Consider the following 16,058-nt stretch of genomic DNA (forward strand, 5'->3'; position numbering starts at 1 on the left):
TCTTGACTGTTCTTACAACGTAAGCCAACCTTACGACGTAAGACTTACGGTGTAAGGGGGCGGTTATGAAGGCCATCGTTCAGTACCGGTACGGAGCACCCGACGGACTGGAGTTCACCGACCTCGACCGGCCGGCGCCGGGCGATCACCAGGTGCTGGTCAAGGTGCGTGCGGCCTCGGTCAACGCCCGTGACTGGCACGTCATGCGGGGCGATCCGTACGTCGCTCGTCCGTCCGCCGACCTCGGCTGGCGCCGCCCCAACGTGAAGGTCCGTGGCACGGACTTCGCCGGCACGGTGGAGGCGGTCGGCTCCGCGGTGACCGGACTGCGGATCGGCGACGAGGTGTACGGCGAAGCGCCCGGAGCCTTCGCCGAGTACGTCGTCGCATCCACGGAAAGGGTCGAGGCGAAACCGGCCAACCTCACCTTCGAGCAGGCGGCGGCGATACCGCTGGCCGCGAATACCGCCCTGATCGGACTGCGGGACGTGGCCAGACTCCAGGCCGGGCAACACGTCCTGATCAACGGAGCGGCCGGCGGCGTCGGCACCTTCGCCGTCCAGCTCGGCAAGGCGCTGGGGGCCGAGGTGACCGGGGTCTGCAGCACCAGGAACGTCGAGCTCGTCCGGTCCCTCGGCGCCGACGAGGTCATCGACTACACCAGCACCGACTTCAGCCGTACCGACCGCCAGTACGACGTCGTCCTCGATCTCGTCGGCAATCGGTCCCTGACCGCCCTCCGACGGGCGGGGACCCGCAACGGCATCCTCCTGCTGTCAGGTGGCGGTCTGTTCACCGGCGGCAGCCTCTTCGGCCCGCTCGGCCTGATGATCCGAGGGATGGCCGCAGCTCCCTTCATCCGCCAACGCGTGCTCCTCTTCAACGGCGCGGCGAGCAAAGCCAACCTGGTCGCCCTCCGCGAGCTTGCCGAAGCCGGCAAACTCACCGCGGCCATCGACCGGACCTACCCGCTCGCGGCCGCGGCCGACGCCATCGGTTACGTCGAGACCGGGCACGCCCGCGGCAAGGTGGTCATCACCGTCTGAGCGCCCACCAGTTGTCCATCCGCTCGATCGCGCGCTGATCGCCGCCGAGCACGCGCTCGATCCGGAACAGGTACGCCGCGATCCCCGCTGCCCCCTGCATCCAGCCCACTCCCGGCGGCAGCAGCGGCTCGTCGTTGCGGTACTCGATGAAGCGCCAGTACGCCGACGGCCCGTCGTGGATCGCCCGTTCCACCAGGGCATCCGCGAGCCGTACGGCGAACTCCAGGTCCTGCTCGTCACCGTTGCGGTGCCACGAATCCAGGCAGACGTCGCCGACTCCCGCCGTACCGCAGCAGCGGCCGTCGTTGTCCCAGAAGCCCGGGTGGATGCGCTCCGGGACACCCGAGGACCGCACGCTGTCGAGGCACCGCCGGTGCCAGGTCATCGTCGACTCACCGGCGACCTGCTTCACTCCGGCGTAGTCGAGTGCCGTGAAGAGCAGCGACGTACCCGGACCGCCGTGACACCAGTTGTAGGTGTACTCGTCGCCGTGGCGCTCCGCCCACGGGATCACGCGCGGTACCCGGAATCCTTTGTCGTCGTTGATCCCGAGCGTGACCAGATGTTCGGCGCCTCGCTGGGCAGCGGTCACGAGTTCCGGCCGTCCCAACTCGACGCCGGCTGTCGCGAGTACCGCCGCGATCCCGGCCAAGCCGTGCGAGAAGTTCGGCATCTCGACGGGCGGGTCGAGCACGAATCGGCGCGGCACGAACAGCCAGTTCAGGCCGCTCGGCGTCTCCTCCTGCTCGGCCAGCAGGTGATCGGCCGCCCGGTCGGCCAGTGGCCGGGCGGCCTCGCCGTGGCGGAGAGCCCACAGGGCGCACATCAGGACACCGGCGGTCCCGAGGGTGGCGTCGTTGGCGACAGCGCCCGGGCGGTACTTCTCCTCGTTCTCCAGGTAGCTCTCGTGCCAGCCGTCGCCGGTGGCGAGCTCCAGGGCACGTTCGACTGCCGCAGCGGAGCCGGGCTCCCCCAAGGCTGTGAGGACTCCGATGCCGCTGGGCAGACCATCGAAGTAGGTGACGCTTGCCTCGGTCGGGATGGTGCTGCGGATGCGGTTGGCGATCGCGCTCGCCAGGTGCTGCTCGTCGTCCGTCCACGGGCGAGTCAGTTTGATCTCCGCCAGGGTGTGGGCGAGTCCGCCGAGGCCACTGTGCATGCCATCGGCGTACTCGGTCTGCCTCTCGCCGCCCGCTGACTCCGGGATCCAGGGGACGTCGTCGTCCCACCGCACCTGCTCGAGGACCCACCCCCAGGCCCCTTCGGCAACAGCGCCGTACGGCGTCATGGCCGGGCGTTCCGCATCCGGATGCCGCTCCACTCGAGCGTGCTGACAGTGACCTTGGACCAGAAGTCGTGCAGCCGTGTCAGCACGCGCAGCTGGATGCCGGCTTCGTCGTACAGCTCGAAGAGGTCGCCGACCCGCTCGGGCGGACCCAGCGGCCGGACCTCGGCGGTCGCGACGACGGCCGCATCGTGCTCGACGAAGACGTCGGCGGGCAGGCGGTAGGCGTAGAGCTCGACGGTGCGCATCGCGTCCAGCCAGCCGTACTCGACGGCGTGCACGCGGGTGCCGGAACCGGCGCCGATGATGCGGTCGCGGTCGTCGGGAGTGGTCGAGGGGCCTACCCACGCCATCGCGCGGGGGCACTGCCTCGGGAACCAGTAGTCGGGGGCTCGGTCGTGGCCGACGGCCCACACGTAGGGAGTGACCTTCTGCGCCGTCTTCGCGACGTGCGGCCGGAAGACGTCGATGGTCGGGTCTTCGGAGAAGTGCAGGACCTCACCAGATGCCGGGCGCATGCGCGGCAGCTTAGTCAGGTGTCAGCTGGGGTGCCGGGATTTACCGGATCAGCCGGCGGTGTACGGGTCGAGGCCGCAGTGGTTGCGCAGCCAGGGTGCCGGGTCGATCGCTTCGCCGCCGTCCGGGTGGACCTCGAAGTGCAGGTGTGGGCCGGTGGTGTTGCCGGTCATGCCGACCGCGCCGACCTGGTCGCCTGCGTACAGCGTCTCGCCGACACTCACGCTGAACTTCGACATGTGGTTGTACCAGGTGACGGTGCCGTCCTCGTGCCGGACCTGGACCTGGCGGCCGTACGGGCCGGCCCAGTCGGCGAAGATCACGACGCCCTTCATCACGGTGTGGATCGGGGTGCCGATCGGGGCGGCGAAGTCGAGACCGGTGTGGTTGTGGGCCCAGCGGCTGCCGCCCTGCCCGAAGGTCGCGGTGATGTGGTAGCCGGTCAGCATGATCTCGCAGCGGGTGGCCGACTCGCGGGCCTTCTTCTCGGCCTCGTCGGCCTTGGCCTTCGCCAGGGCGAGGGCACTCGCGCGCTTGGCGGTCAGGGCCTGGCTGGCGGTGAGCTTGGCGGCCCGGGCCTTGGCCAGCTGGGCGGCCGCGGCCTGCTTCTTGTTCGTGCCGGTGTCGGCCAGCTGGACCCGGGAGGAGTCACGGGTGGCGAGCTGGCGGGCCTGGATGCGTGCCGTGGTGATGCCGGACAGATTCCCGTTGTCCAGGCTCAGGGCGGCAAGGTTCACCGCCGAGTTCGCCTGCGTCGGCGAGGCGAGCGAGCTGTGGCTGAATCCCACAGCTCCTGCCGCCGCGGCAAGCGCCGCGGTCAGACCGACGATCTGGGTACTGCTGGGAGTATTACGCCTGGCAACACGATGCTTGGCACTGTGACGTGATGCGCCGGGTTTGCGCGCAGCGTTGCCTGGCGTGTCGCGGTCTCCCGCGGCACGGTGCTGGGACACAACGTGGCCTTTCGGTCACAGGGGAGGGGCTAGGGGAGGGGGCCGAAGCTCTCTTCCATCTCCTGCGGGGGTTTATTCCCGCTGGGGACTCACGCACGATAACGGATCAGTCACGAGCCCACAAACCCCGCCACCCACTTTTCCGCGGCACCTTCACGAAACTTTTGCATGAGCCGCTGCACGTGCATCTGGCGGAAGGCGTCCAGAAAGCTGCTTCATCAGGCAAAACTGAGCATGTCAGAACAAGGAAGAGGTCAGGCGACCGTGTTCTGCCCGGCGTCCCGGCCGTCGTCCCGCTCGTCCAGGTGAGCCAGCATCCCGGTGATCTGGTGCACGACGTCACCATGGAACGGCAGGGACAGGTGGCCGACGCCGCGGATCCGCACGTTGCTCGCGATCAGATCGGGATGCCGGATCCGGGCTCGCCGCTGCGGCACGATCAGCTGGTCGACGTCGCTGTAGAACGCGACGAACCGGGTCCGGCAGTCCGGCGCCGGCTCGGCCAGCTCGGTCATCAGCTCGCTGTCGGGCCGCACCTGCTTGACCAGCGGCCACGGCAGCAGCCTGGCGGCGATCGTGCCCTGGTGTGGCGTCCCGAGCGTGACGCAGGTGTGCACCCGCTCGTGACCGCCGAGCCGCTGGGTGTAGTACCGCGCGATCAGTCCGCCCAGGCTGTGGCCGACGACGTGGATCTGATCGGACCCGGAGGCCTCGCAGATCGCCTCGATCTCCTCGCCCATCCTTTGCGCGGTACGGCGTACGTCGACCGTCAGCGGTGAGTACGAGAACGTGTGGATGCTGCTGAACCCGCGCCGCTGCAGTTGCCGGCGCATCAGCGCGAAGATCGTGTGGTTGTCGATGATCCCGTGCACCAGCAGGATCGGCGTACCGGCCGCGCGGACGTCGCTGACCAGCAGGCTGCGCTGGGCCGGGGTCAGGCCGGCCAGGGTGAGTCGTTCGGTCCGGGAGCCGGAGCTGCCGACCAGACCGAGCGGATACATGGCCAGATGCGTGGTGAGCCAGCCGATCTCCACGGCCGCGCCGTGCAGTACCCGAGGCGTCAGGGCGGAGCGGGCGCCGTACGCCAGTCCGTCCAGCGCGCCGCGGATGTCGTCCTGCCAGGTAGTCATGGGCGACTCCTCACAAACCAGACCCCCCGAATGGTCCGATCTCTTTCAAGGTAACCGGTTCCCTTCGCGCGTGTCGGGGAACACACACCTTCGTGTCTTATCCGTGAGGTACGGACCGGTTAGCCTGCGAGCATGCCTGCTACGAGTCCTCTGCGCGTCGTCGTCGCCAAGCCTGGCCTGGACGGCCACGACCGTGGTGCGAAGGTCGTCGCCCGGGCCCTGCGGGACGCCGGGATGGAGGTCATCTACACCGGCCTGCACCAGACCCCGGAGCAGATCGTCGAGACCGCCATCGCCGAGGACGCCGACGCGATCGGGCTGTCGGTGCTGTCCGGTGCGCACATGACCCTGTTCAAGCGGGTCCGCGAGCTGCTGACCGAGCGCGACGCCGAGGACATCGTGGTGTTCGGCGGCGGAATCATCCCGGACGCCGACCTGCAGCCGCTGGCCGAACTCGGTGTGCACAAGATCTTCACCCCTGGCGCGACCACCACCGAGATCGTCGAGTGGGTCCGCAGCAACGTCGGCGACGCCTCGGCCTCACCGGCCTGAGTACCGGAAGGGCCCGGATCCGCTCCGGAGCGTGATGACGACTGCCCGGAGTCGTTCTGAACGGCTACGGCGCGTTCAGTAAGGTTACTTGCCGGTAATACCGAATCGTTAAGAAATACCTGGTTGTGCGGGCTGTCGAATCGCGGTCGCATACAGCCATGCGGCTGTCCGTTTCAGAGACCGTCGAGTGGGAACGTGTGTGTGGCTCAGAACACATCGGCCCTGATCTCGGTTACTGTCCGGACAGGGCGGATCGCAGTGCGGTGGGGGACTGCGGCCCACTGACGCAGGACCAAGCGAGTCCCATCGGGAGAGGGCAGGTAAACGATGAGGTTTGAACGATCACACACACGCAAGGCGGCTTTCGTGGCCGTCGCAAGCAGCCTGGTGCTGTTGGCGTCCGCGTGTGGTGGCGGGAACGATGAGAGCAGCGGAGGTACCTCGTCCGGGGGAGCGCTTGAGGGTCGCGGCCCGATTACGTTTGCCACCGGCAAGGACACGTCCGGGAACCTGACGAACCAGGTGAACGCGTGGAACTCGCAGCACCCGGACGAGAAGGTCACTGTCTCGGAGCTGCCGGAGTCCGCCGACCAGCAGCGCGCGCAGATGATCTCGAACGCGCAGAACAAGTCCGACGCGTTCAGCGTGCTGAACCTGGATGTGGTCTGGACCGCCGAGTTCGCGGCCAACCGCTGGGTCACCGAGCTGCAGCCGGCCGATTTCCCGGACCTGGGGAAGTTGCTCCCGTCAACGGTCGACACCGCGAAGTACCGCGACAAGCTGTACGGCGTCCCGGTCACGTCCGACGGCGGTCTGCTGTACTACCGCAAGGACCTGCTGGACAAGGCCGGTCTGCAGCCGCCGAAGACCTGGGAAGAGATGGTCACCGCCTGTGCCAAGGTGAAGGCACTGCCGGAGGGCAAGAACATCGGCTGCTACTCGGGCCAGTTCGAGAAGTACGAAGGTCTGACCGTCAACTTCTCCGAGGCCGTCAACGGTGCCGGTGGAGTCGTCGTCGGTGACGACGGCAAGCCGAACGTGGACACCCCGGAGGCGCTGGCCGGTCTGACCGCGCTGACCGAGGGCTTCAAGACGGGCTTCATCCCGAAGGCCGCCATCACGTACAAGGAAGAGGAAGGCCGCCGGGCGTTCCAGGAAGGCAACCTGCTCTTCCACCGCAACTGGCCGTACGTGTACGCGCTGGCCGGCAAGACCGACGGCTCGTCGAAGATCGCCGGCAAGTTCGCGGTCGCGCCGCTGCCGGGCCTCACCGGTGCGGGCGTGTCCACCCTGGGTGGTCACAACTACGCGATCTCGGAGTTCGCCAAGAACAAGGCGACCGCGGCGGACTTCATCAAGTTCATGTCCAGCGAGGAGCGGCAGAAGGCGAACGTCGAGAAGACGTCGCAGGCGCCGACCTGGGCCTCGCTGTACGACGACCCGGAGCTGAACAAGCAGTTCCCGTACCTGGCGCCGCTGAAGGCCTCGATCGAGGCCGCGAAGTCGCGGCCGAAGGTGGTCAAGTACGGCGACGTCACCACCGCGATCCAGGAGGCGGCGTACGGCGCCCTGACCGGCACGACAACGCCGAAGGACGCACTGACCCAGCTGCAGACCAAGTTGAGCTCGCTCATCACGCAATGACCGAAGCGGCGGGGCCGGCGCGCAGCTTCACGGCTACGTGCCGGCCCCGGCCTGTCGCTGCCCGCTCGAGGCGGGCAGAGAGAAGGAGGCAGAGGTGAGTACATCCGTCCCGGTCGCTGAGCGACCGACACCGGAGGCCACCAAGAAGCCCAAGCGGAGCTCGTTCAACGAGGGCACCGGCCGGCTGGCCGCGCTGTTGCTGTCGCCGACCATGATCGTGCTGATCCTCGTGGTCGGGTTGCCGATACTCGCGGCGTTGCGCGAGTCGTTGTACACGAGCGGTCAACAGATCGACGAGTCGGGCTTCATCGTCCAGGGCTCCAAGTTCGTGGGGCTCGACAACTACACGGCGATCTTCTCCGGCGAGACCGGCACCCGATTCTGGAACGCTTTCTACAACACCACGTTCTTCACCGTCACGTGTGTGGTCCTGGAGACCGTGCTGGGTGTCATGATGGCCCTGGTGATGCACAAGGCGTTCAGGGGCCGCGCCATCGTGCGGGCCAGCATCCTGGTCCCGTGGGCGATCCCGACCGTCGTGTCGGCGCTGCTGTGGAAGTGGATCTTCCAAGCCGACGGTATCGCCAACGACGTGCTCGGCACCCAGATCCTGTGGTCCACCGAGGGCTGGCAGTCGGTGGTGTCAGTCATCGTCGCCGACACCTGGAAGACCGCGCCGTTCATCGGACTGCTGGTGCTCGCGGGCCTGCAGACGATCCCGGACGAGGTCTACGAGGCCGCCAAGGTCGACGGTGCGCGGGCCTGGTCGCAGTTCGTCCACATTACGATGCCGTTGGTGAAGCCGGCGCTGCTGGTGGCAGTGCTGTTCCGCATCCTCGACACGCTGCGGATCTTCGACCTGCCGTTCGTGCTGGTCGGTCCGAACAAGGAGTCGGTCGAGACGCTGTCGATCCTGGCGTACCTCGAAGCCAACCAGACCCGGTACGGGCCGGCGGCGGCGTACGCGACCTTGCTGTTCATCTACGTCGCCGTGGTCGCTTACGTGTTCGTGAAGCTGCTGGGTGCCGACGTGTTCGGTGACGCCATCCAGCGGAAGTCGAAGAAGAAAAAGAACGGCAGGAATGGTCGCGCCCAGGCCAAGCAGACCGACCAAGGCGCCCCGGTGGCCGGACTGACCGCCGGTGGCGGCTTAGGAGGTGAATGATGACTGTTGCTGAGAAGGCCCCGAGGGCGATCGACATCAAGGCGGCCGAGGCGCCGTGGTACCGGCGCTGGCTGCCGCTGATCGGTGTCGCGGTGATCGTGCTCTACTGCCTGGTGCCGTTCTTCTGGATGGTGGTGTCGTCGCTGCGCCGGCCGACCGACCAGTTCGACAACTCGGTCATTCCGTCGCCCATTTCGTTTACCAACTTCACCGACGTGTTCAAGCCCGGCACCGGGTTCCAGCGTGGTCTGCTGAACAGCCTGATCGTGGCCGGTACGGTGACGATCCTGACGCTGATCATCGGGATGGTGGCGGCCTACACGCTGGCCCGGCTGGAGTTCCGGGGCAAGAACTTCGTGCTGGCGATCATCATCGTCACCTCGATGTTCCCGGGGATCTCGCTGGTGATCCCGCTGAAGAAGCTGTTCGTCAACATCGACTGGATCAACACCTACCAGGCGATGATCGTGCCCAGCCTGTCGTTCGCGCTGCCACTGGCGGTGTGGCTCCTGACCGCGTTCTTCCGGCAAATGCCACGAGAGCTCGAGCAGGCCGCGATGGTGGACGGCTGTACGCCGGCCCAGGCGTTCCGCAAGGTGATCCTCCCGCTGGCCGCACCGGGTGTGTTCACCACCGCGATCATCACCTTCATCGCGGCCTGGAACGAGTTCCTGATCGCGCTGAGCATGGTGAACAAGAAGGAGTACCAGACCGCCAACGTGGTGATCTCGCAGTTCACCGGTGCGTCGGGACGTGACCAACCGTTCGGCAGCCAGATGGCCGCCGGTGTGGTGGTGACGATCCCGCTGGTGATCGCCGTACTGCTGTTCCAGCGCCGTATCGTCGCCGGCCTCACGGCAGGTGGCGTGAAGTGAGCTGGTTCCGCCGTCGTGCGGAAGAGCGTGACCGCCGGGACCGCGACGACCGGGACCGGCGGGACCGCGAGGATCGGGACCGGCGCGACCGGGAGGACCGGGACCGCTGGGAACGGGACGAACGGGATCGCCGCGACCGCGAGGATCGCGCCCGATACCGCTAGGTACTCGCAGAAACGGCCGGAGCTGCTGCTCCGGCCGTTTCTCTTTCAGATCTCCAGCCAGGCAGTGGCATCCGTTGGCAGCTGGGTGCCGGTCAGAGGCTCACTGGTGAGCAGGATTCGCTGGTGGGGCGGGAGTTCGACGGGGGCATCGGCGAGGTTGACCACGCAGCGGAAGCTGGGATCGCGGGTGAAGGAGAGGACGCCGGGGACAGCCTCCTCGTCCCAGGTGAGGCGGCCTTCGCCAAGCGCCGGGTTCTCGCGGCGGATTCGCAGGGCGGCCTTGTAGAGGTTGAGGTGGCTGTCCGGTGCGGGTGCCTGCGCCTCGGCGGTCAGCGGAGCCCAGTCGGCGGGCTGGGGCAGCCAGGGCTGATCGGTACCGGGACCGAAACCGTACGGCGGTTCCGAGCCGGACCACGGGATCGGGACGCGGCAGCCGTCGCGACCGCGGACGGTGTGGCCGGAACGCTCCCAGGTGGGGTCGTCGAGGACGTCCTCCGGCAGGTCCTCGACCTCGGGGAGACCCAGCTCGTCGCCTTGGTAGACGTAGGCACCGCCGGGGAGGGCGAGCTCGAGGAGGACGGCGGCCCGGGCGCGCCGGCGGCCGAGCTCGAGATCGGTGGGGACGACGCCCGCACCCTTCAGCGCGTCCCGCTTGTTCCGGCCGTACCGCGTGCGATGCCGGATCGTGTCGTGGTTGCTCAGCACCCAGGTGGCCGGTGCCCCGACGGCCCACAGGTTGTCCGTGGTGTGGTCGATGACTTCACGCAACTCCGTCGCGTCCCAGGCACATTGCAGTACGTCGAAGTTGAAGGCGGAATGCAGTTCGTTCGGCCGCACGTACTGCGCCAGCCGCTCGGCCGGCGACAACCACGCCTCGGCCACGAACACCCGGGGTCCCTGCGGCGTATCGGCGTACTCGTCGGCGATCGCCCGCCAGCGCTGGTGGATCGTGTGCACTCCCGGCTGGTCGTAGAACGGGTGGCCGACGTACTTCTCGTGGGTCGGATCGCCGTTGTGCAGCAGCTCCACTTCGGGCATGGCCGGATCCTTGGCCATCGAGTCGGCCACGTCGATCCGGAACCCGTCGACGCCGCGGTCGAACCAGAACCGCAGGATCGCGTCGAACTCCTCGATCACCTTCGGGTTGTCCCAGTTCCAGTCCGGCTGGGAGATGTCGAACAGGTGCAGATACCACTGCCCGTCCTCGATCTGCTGCCACGCGCCGCCACCGAACGCGGCCGGCCAGTTGGTCGGCGGCAGCCCGCCCTTCTTGCCGTCGCGGAACCAGAAGAGGTCGCGCTCCGGAGAGCCTTTGCCCGCCGCCAGTGCGGCCTTGAACCACGGGTGCTCCCAGGAGCAGTGGTTCGGGACCAGGTCGATCAGGATCCGCAGCCCGAGGGCGTGCGCCTCCGCGATCAGGGCGTCCGCGTCCGCCAGGGTGCCGAACTCCGGGTTGATGTCCCGGTAGTCGGACACGTCGTACCCGCCGTCGAGCAGCGGGGACGGGTACCAGGGACTGATCCAGATCGCGTCGACGCCGAGGTCGGCCAGGTACGGCAGCCGGGCCCGGACGCCGTTCACGTCACCGGTCCCGTCGCCGTCGGCGTCGGCGAAGGAGCGCGGGTACACCTGGTAGACGACGGCGCTACGCCACCAGTCGTCAGCTGGTCTGGTTCCTGGGTCACTCATGTGACCTAGCCTGACACGAGGAGCCGGACCGGCTGTGACGGTCGTCTCAGCGGCGACCCCGACTGTTGCCCCGAGCGCGAGGGTGGCTAGTGTCAGGATCCCGTACAGGCGAGAGAGGGACCACACTCGTGGATCTGATGGAATTCCAGGCGAAGACGGTCTTCGCCAAGCACGGAGTGCGGACGACCGTGGGTGCGGTCGTCACCACGCCGGAGGAAGCCCGCGCGGCGGCCGAGAAGATCGGTGGCCGGGTGGTCGTGAAGGCCCAGGTGAAGACCGGTGGCCGCGGCAAGGCCGGCGGCGTCAAGCTGGCGAGCAGCCCGGACGAGGCCGAAGAGAAGGCCCGCGAGATCCTCGGCCTGGACATCAAGGGTCACGTCGTCAAGATCCTGAACATCGTCCCGGCCGCGGCGATCGCGGAGGAGTACTACTTCTCCTTCCTGGTCGACCGGGCGAACCGCAACTACCTCTGCATCGCGTCGGCCGCCGGCGGCATGGAGATCGAAGAGGTCGCGCACACCAACCCGGACGCGGTGGCGCAGATCTCGATCGACCCGGCCACCGGAGTGGACGAGGCGAAGGCGCGTGAGATCGCCGTCGCGGCGAAGTACCCCGCCGACGTGATCGACGCCGTCGTACCGGAGATCGTCAAGCTGTACGGCGTCTTCATCGCCGAGGACGCCTCGCTGGTCGAGGTGAACCCGCTGGTCAAGCTCGCCGACGGCAACGTCGAGGCGCTGGACGGCAAGGTCACCCTGGACGAGAACGCGGACTTCCGGCACCCGGAGCACGCGGAGTTCGAGGACATCTCGGCGGCCGACCCGCTGGAGGCGGCGGCCAAGGCCAAGGGCCTGAACTACGTGAAGCTGGACGGCTCGGTCGGCATCATCGGCAACGGCGCCGGCCTGGTCATGTCCACGCTGGACGTGGTCGCGTACGCGGGTGAGGAGTTCGGTGGGCAGAAGCCGGCCAACTTCCTGGACATCGGCGGCGGTGCGAGCGCCGAGGTGATGGCGAACGGCCTGGAGATCATCATCTCCGACCCGCAGGTGGAGAGCGTGTTCGTCAACGTCTTCGGCGGCATCACCGCCTGTGACGCGGTCGCGAACGGCATCGTGCAGGCGTTCGAGCTGCTCGCGAGCCGCGGTGAGCACGTCACCAAGCCGCTGGTCGTCCGGCTGGACGGCAACAACGCCGAGGAGGGCCGCCGGATCCTCGACGAGGCGGGCCTCGCCGGTCTGGAACGGGTCGACACGATGGACGGCGCCGCCAAGCGCGCCGCCGAGCTGGCTGCGAAGTAAGGGATCGCCGAACAATGTCTATCTTCCTGACCAAGGACAGCAAGGTCATCGTCCAGGGCATGACCGGCTCCGAAGGCACCAAGCACACCACCCGGATGCTTGCCTCCGGCACCAACATCGTCGGCGGCGTGAACCCCCGCAAGGCGGGCCAGAGCGTTCAATTCCCAGCCTTCGACGGCCAGAACACTGCCGTGCCGGTCTTCGGCACCGTCGCGGACGCCGTCAAGGAGACCGGGGCGAACGTCTCGGTCATCTTCGTGCCGCCGAAGTTCACCAAGGACGCGGTGCTGGAGGCGATCGAGGCCGCCGTACCGCTGGTCGTGGTGATCACCGAGGGCGTGCCGGTGCACGACACCGCCGCGTTCTTCGCCGCCGCGCAGGCATCCGGGACCACTCGGATCATCGGCCCGAACTGCCCCGGCATCATCACCCCGGGCGAGTCGAACGCCGGCATCATCCCGGCCGACATCGCCGGCCAGGGCCGGATCGGCCTGGTCTCCAAGTCCGGCACGCTGACCTACCAGATGATGTACGAGCTGCGGGACTTCGGGTTCTCCACCGCGATCGGCATCGGCGGCGACCCGATCATCGGTACGACGCACATCGACGCGCTGGCCGCGTTCCAGAACGACCCGGACACCGACGCGATCGTGATGATCGGTGAGATCGGTGGCGACGCCGAGGAGCGGGCGGCCGCGTTCATCAAGGAGAACGTGACCAAGCCCGTCGTCGGCTACGTGGCCGGCTTCACCGCGCCGGAGGGCAAGACGATGGGCCACGCGGGCGCGATCGTGTCCGGCTCGTCCGGTACGGCGGCCGCGAAGCAGGAAGCCCTCGAGGCCGTCGGCGTGAAGGTCGGCAAGACGCCGACCGAGACCGCCAACCTGATGCGCGAGATCATGCAGGGCCTGACCAAGTAACTCAGGCACCAAGAGAACGGGACCTGCGCTCGCAGGTCCCGTTCTGTGGTTCTACTTGTACGACGCCGATCGTTCAGCGGCCCGGATCACGGTCTCGTTGAACGCCGTGTCCGAGATGTCCAGGTCCTTCAGCACCGGGAACAGCACGTAGACCGCGCGATCCCCGGACCCCGCGATGCCGATCCGGTAGGTGAACTTCTTCCCGTTCCCGGTGTCGTACGTCGCCAGCCAGCTCTCGCCCTTGATCGTGCTGGTCGCGATCGAGCCGGTGGACTCCACCTTCGCGTTCGAGACCGCCTTCTCGCAGCCGTCGACGTTCTTGCGGATCTGGGTGACGAAACCGGCCGCCGCCGTCGGGGTGGCGAACTTCGCGACCGTGTCGTCGAGGCCGAACTCGGTCGGCACCTTCGCCTCCGGCGTGACGTAGGTGAGCGTGCCGTACTTCGTTGCCTTCGCGGTCTTGAAGTTGATCTTCTCGCACCCGGTGCCGGCAGTGCTCTTCGCGCCCGGGCTGCTGACCCACGGCTTGTCGATGTCGGCCAGCACCGGCAGGTCGACCGGCGCCATGAACCCAGGAGAGTCGGTGGCGGGCAGCAGGCCGGCCGTCGCCACCGGTGCCGCGGTGCCGCAGCCGCCGGACTGGGCGCAGATCTTCTTCACTCCGAGATTCGCCGCGGCCAGGACCGCGTCCGGCTTGGGCGGCGTGGCCGAGATGGTGTCGTGCTCGAGCACCACGGTGGCCTGGCCGGCCAGCGAGACCGCGATCGTCTTGTACTTCGTCTTGGTGCCGGACGGCTGGCCGAAGACCGCGAGCACACCGCGCTCGCCGACCCCGGTGGTGACGTAGCTCGCGGTGAGTCGGGTCTGCGCGACCGCGCACTGGCTCAGCCAGCCGACGATCGAGCTGTACGCCTTACCCGCGGCGGCCTTGTCGCTCGACACCTCGACGTACTGGACCGCGGTGTCCCTGGTGGCCGAGTTCTGGAGCGTGCGGACCCAGGTGCGCAGCCCGGCCGGGTCGGCGAAGCGCTGGGACTGGCAGACGAACGCCCTGTCCGGGGCGGTGCCGCCGTCATCGGTCTTGGTGACCGCCCAGGCGCCGGTCGCGGACAGCGGCTTCGCGCTGGTGCCGTCGAGCAGCACCTTGTTGTCGGCCAGCAGGTCCGGGTTGGACGGCTTGTCGTCGGACGGACCGTTGCCGATCTTCGGACCGGACGAGTTGTCGCCGCCGAACGCGTTCAGCGCCGCGACGCCGCCGCCGCCGACCAGCACCACGACCGCCGCACCGGCTGCGATCGTCTGGTTCCGCTTGCGCGCCTTCTGCCGGCGCGCTTCCCGGGCAGCGGCGCGACCGCCGCCGCGTGGTGCGCGGTGGGAACCGGCCAAAGCTCGACCTCCTGACTGATTCCACCCGACAGTACCCGGTGGACCCTTGCCGCTCACAAACAGCTACCCACAGGTCAAGAAGCGGGAACCGAGCGTGAGCGAGCGGGCTGAAGTCTTCCATATCCGGCGTGTCAGGACGAGTGGTGTCCAGCGACGGGGTGACGATGGATGTCAGATGACCGACATGCTGAGCCGCCCGGGTGCCCGTGACGGCGGACCACACCAGGCTCCCGGGCCCGCCCCCGAGGTCACTGCCCCGACCAAGCCCGTGGTCGTCTCGGCCGTGATCTCCGCCGGCGCCTGCCTGCTCACCGGACTCCTGACGTGTGCGGCGGTCGCTGTGATCGGTTGGCTGGCCGCGACCTTCGGTGGCGCCTCCGGAGCGATCCGCGCGGGCGCGTCGGCATGGCTGGTCGCCCACAAGGCCGGAGTGACGCTCGGGAGCGGTTCCCTGACGGTCGCACCTCTCGGTCTGACCTTCTTCTTCGCCTGGTGCCTGTATCGCGGTGGCAAGTCCGCCGCCCGTAGCAGCGCGGCCGACCGGACCAAGGACCTGATCCTGCTCTCCGGGGTGTTCGCCGGCGTCTACGGACTCGGTGCGCTCGTCGTGGCATTGCTCACGGCCGACGGTGCGCTCAAGGTTGCCCCGCTGTCCGCGTTCCTCGGGGCCGCCTCACTCGCTCTGGTCGCCGGCACCCTCGGCGTACTGGTCGAGTCCGGTGCGGCCCAGGACATCGCCGACGCGACTCCCAAGGGGTTGCGGGACACCGTGCCGGCCGCGGTGGCCGCCGTACTGACCGTGATCGCGATCGCCTCCGTCCTGTACGGCGTACTGCTGGCGATCCACTTCTCCCGGATCACCGGGATGCTGGAGCTGCTGGACGCCGGTGTGATGGGGTCGGTGGTGCTGTTCGCCATCTGCCTGATGCTGGTGCCCAACATGGTCCTGTACGTGGTCTCCTTCCTCGCCGGACCCGGATTCCAGCTGGGAGTGGGTACGACGATCGCCCCGACCGGAGTGGATGTCGGGAACCTGCCCGCGCTTCCGCTGCTGGCCGCCGTACCCGCGGATGGCGCGACGCCGACGTACTTGCTCGCACTGACCGCCGTGGTGCCGCTGGCCGCTGGTGTGGTCGCCGGACTGGTCGTGGTGCGGCGTGGGCTCGCGGATCAGGACGCTGACGCGCTCGGCTGGGACGCGTTCGCGCTGCGTGGCGGTATCGCGGCCCTGCTCGCCGGGGTGCTGCTGTACGCGCTGATGGCGATGTCGGGTGGTTCGGCCGGACCAGGCCGGATGTCGGCCGTCGGGATCCCGGCCGCGCTGCCGGCGGCCGGCGTACTGGCCGCGGGGATCGCGATCGGGGCCTCGATCACGGCCGCGGTGGCCGCCTCCCGCCGACCGGCTGACAGCGAGGCCGACGCCGCGGGATAA

The 16,058-nt window shown here is 68.2% G+C and carries 15 protein-coding genes; 9 read left to right on the plus strand and 6 right to left on the minus strand.

The annotated features are described in order from the left end of the window. The first annotated feature begins 65 nt into the window (after window positions 1–65). Window positions 66–1,046 carry an NAD(P)-dependent alcohol dehydrogenase gene (locus AB0E63_RS08020; RefSeq protein WP_360363041.1) on the plus strand — a complete coding sequence of 327 codons (981 nt, stop codon included), beginning with the start codon at window positions 66–68 and terminating at the stop codon, window positions 1,044–1,046. Here the strand turns inward: AB0E63_RS08020 and AB0E63_RS08025 are convergent. The 4 genes from AB0E63_RS08025 to AB0E63_RS08040 all read right to left on the minus strand — a co-directional run bounded on the left by AB0E63_RS08025 (window position 1,036) and on the right by AB0E63_RS08040 (window position 4,930). Next, entirely contained in the window at window positions 1,036–2,367 is a 1,332-nt protein-coding gene (locus AB0E63_RS08025) for a lanthionine synthetase LanC family protein (RefSeq protein ID WP_360363042.1), read from the minus strand. The two genes, AB0E63_RS08020 and AB0E63_RS08025, sit on opposite strands and share 11 nt — an antisense overlap. Further along, entirely contained in the window at window positions 2,331–2,849 is a 519-nt protein-coding gene (locus tag AB0E63_RS08030; protein ID WP_360363044.1) for a DUF6886 family protein, read from the minus strand. Before AB0E63_RS08030 ends, AB0E63_RS08025 begins: the two co-directional genes overlap by 37 nt. A 48-nt stretch (window positions 2,850–2,897) precedes the next feature. Beyond that, the gene (locus AB0E63_RS08035) at window positions 2,898–3,635 is read right to left on the minus strand and encodes a M23 family metallopeptidase (RefSeq protein WP_360363046.1); all 738 of its coding nucleotides are present in this window, start codon (window positions 3,633–3,635) and stop codon (window positions 2,898–2,900) included. A gap of 419 nt (window positions 3,636–4,054) precedes the next feature. Further along, entirely contained in the window at window positions 4,055–4,930 is an 876-nt protein-coding gene (locus tag AB0E63_RS08040; RefSeq protein WP_360363048.1) for an alpha/beta fold hydrolase, read from the minus strand. Window positions 4,931–5,062: 132 nt separating this feature from the next. Between AB0E63_RS08040 and AB0E63_RS08045 the strand changes: the two genes are divergently transcribed. The 5 genes from AB0E63_RS08045 to AB0E63_RS08065 all read left to right on the plus strand — a co-directional run bounded on the left by AB0E63_RS08045 (window position 5,063) and on the right by AB0E63_RS08065 (window position 9,330). Continuing rightward, window positions 5,063–5,482 (plus strand): cobalamin B12-binding domain-containing protein, encoded by a 420-nt coding sequence (locus AB0E63_RS08045; protein ID WP_360363050.1) that lies wholly within the window; start codon window positions 5,063–5,065, stop codon window positions 5,480–5,482. A 366-nt stretch (window positions 5,483–5,848) separates the two neighbouring features. Beyond that, window positions 5,849–7,126 carry an ABC transporter substrate-binding protein gene (locus AB0E63_RS08050; protein WP_360363052.1) on the plus strand — a complete coding sequence of 426 codons (1,278 nt, stop codon included), beginning with the start codon at window positions 5,849–5,851 and terminating at the stop codon, window positions 7,124–7,126. A 94-nt stretch (window positions 7,127–7,220) separates the two neighbouring features. Next, on the plus strand, window positions 7,221–8,291 hold the full coding sequence (locus tag AB0E63_RS08055; RefSeq protein ID WP_360363053.1) for a sugar ABC transporter permease: 1,071 nt from the start codon (window positions 7,221–7,223) through the stop codon (window positions 8,289–8,291). Beyond that, entirely contained in the window at window positions 8,291–9,166 is an 876-nt protein-coding gene (locus tag AB0E63_RS08060) for a carbohydrate ABC transporter permease (RefSeq protein WP_360363055.1), read from the plus strand. Before AB0E63_RS08055 ends, AB0E63_RS08060 begins: the two co-directional genes overlap by 1 nt. Further along, a complete protein-coding gene (locus AB0E63_RS08065) occupies window positions 9,163–9,330 on the plus strand; it encodes a hypothetical protein (protein WP_360363057.1) in 168 nt (55 codons plus the stop codon). Before AB0E63_RS08060 ends, AB0E63_RS08065 begins: the two co-directional genes overlap by 4 nt. Window positions 9,331–9,375: 45 nt before the next feature. Here the strand turns inward: AB0E63_RS08065 and AB0E63_RS08070 are convergent, their stop codons facing one another. After that, complete coding sequence (locus tag AB0E63_RS08070) at window positions 9,376–11,019, minus strand: glycoside hydrolase family 13 protein (RefSeq protein WP_360363059.1); 1,644 nt, start codon at window positions 11,017–11,019, stop codon at window positions 9,376–9,378. A gap of 128 nt (window positions 11,020–11,147) precedes the next feature. Between AB0E63_RS08070 and sucC the strand changes: the two genes are divergently transcribed. After that, window positions 11,148–12,320: an ADP-forming succinate--CoA ligase subunit beta gene (sucC, locus tag AB0E63_RS08075; protein WP_360363061.1), complete on the plus strand. Its 1,173-nt coding sequence runs from the start codon at window positions 11,148–11,150 to the stop codon at window positions 12,318–12,320. Window positions 12,321–12,334: 14 nt separating this feature from the next. Further along, window positions 12,335–13,240 carry a succinate--CoA ligase subunit alpha gene (sucD, locus tag AB0E63_RS08080; RefSeq protein WP_360363063.1) on the plus strand — a complete coding sequence of 302 codons (906 nt, stop codon included), beginning with the start codon at window positions 12,335–12,337 and terminating at the stop codon, window positions 13,238–13,240. 51 nt (window positions 13,241–13,291) lie between these two features. Here the strand turns inward: sucD and AB0E63_RS08085 are convergent, their stop codons facing one another. Further along, window positions 13,292–14,626 carry a hypothetical protein gene (locus AB0E63_RS08085; RefSeq protein ID WP_360363065.1) on the minus strand — a complete coding sequence of 445 codons (1,335 nt, stop codon included), beginning with the start codon at window positions 14,624–14,626 and terminating at the stop codon, window positions 13,292–13,294. Between the two features lie 175 nt (window positions 14,627–14,801). On the opposite strand from AB0E63_RS08085, the gene AB0E63_RS08090 reads away from it, so the two are divergent. Further along, window positions 14,802–16,058, plus strand: a complete 1,257-nt coding sequence (locus AB0E63_RS08090) for a DUF6350 family protein (RefSeq protein WP_360363067.1) — start codon at window positions 14,802–14,804, stop codon at window positions 16,056–16,058.

This window comes from Kribbella sp. NPDC026596, from assembly GCF_040638415.1.
Lineage (GTDB): Bacteria > Actinomycetota > Actinomycetes > Propionibacteriales > Kribbellaceae > Kribbella.

Excerpts from the sequence above, each read along its gene's own strand:
- AB0E63_RS08045 (WP_360363050.1), top strand. The coding sequence starts at position 5,063 with ATGCCTGCTACGAGTCCTCTGCGCGTCGTCGTCGCCAAGCCTGGCCTG.
- AB0E63_RS08070 (WP_360363059.1), bottom strand. The coding sequence starts at position 11,019 with ATGAGTGACCCAGGAACCAGACCAGCTGACGACTGGTGGCGTAGCGCC.
- AB0E63_RS08020 (WP_360363041.1), top strand. The coding sequence starts at position 66 with ATGAAGGCCATCGTTCAGTACCGGTACGGAGCACCCGACGGACTGGAG.
- sucD (WP_360363063.1), top strand. The coding sequence starts at position 12,335 with ATGTCTATCTTCCTGACCAAGGACAGCAAGGTCATCGTCCAGGGCATG.
- AB0E63_RS08030 (WP_360363044.1), bottom strand. The coding sequence starts at position 2,849 with ATGCGCCCGGCATCTGGTGAGGTCCTGCACTTCTCCGAAGACCCGACC.
- AB0E63_RS08060 (WP_360363055.1), top strand. The coding sequence starts at position 8,291 with ATGACTGTTGCTGAGAAGGCCCCGAGGGCGATCGACATCAAGGCGGCC.
- AB0E63_RS08090 (WP_360363067.1), top strand. The coding sequence starts at position 14,802 with ATGACCGACATGCTGAGCCGCCCGGGTGCCCGTGACGGCGGACCACAC.
- AB0E63_RS08040 (WP_360363048.1), bottom strand. The coding sequence starts at position 4,930 with ATGACTACCTGGCAGGACGACATCCGCGGCGCGCTGGACGGACTGGCG.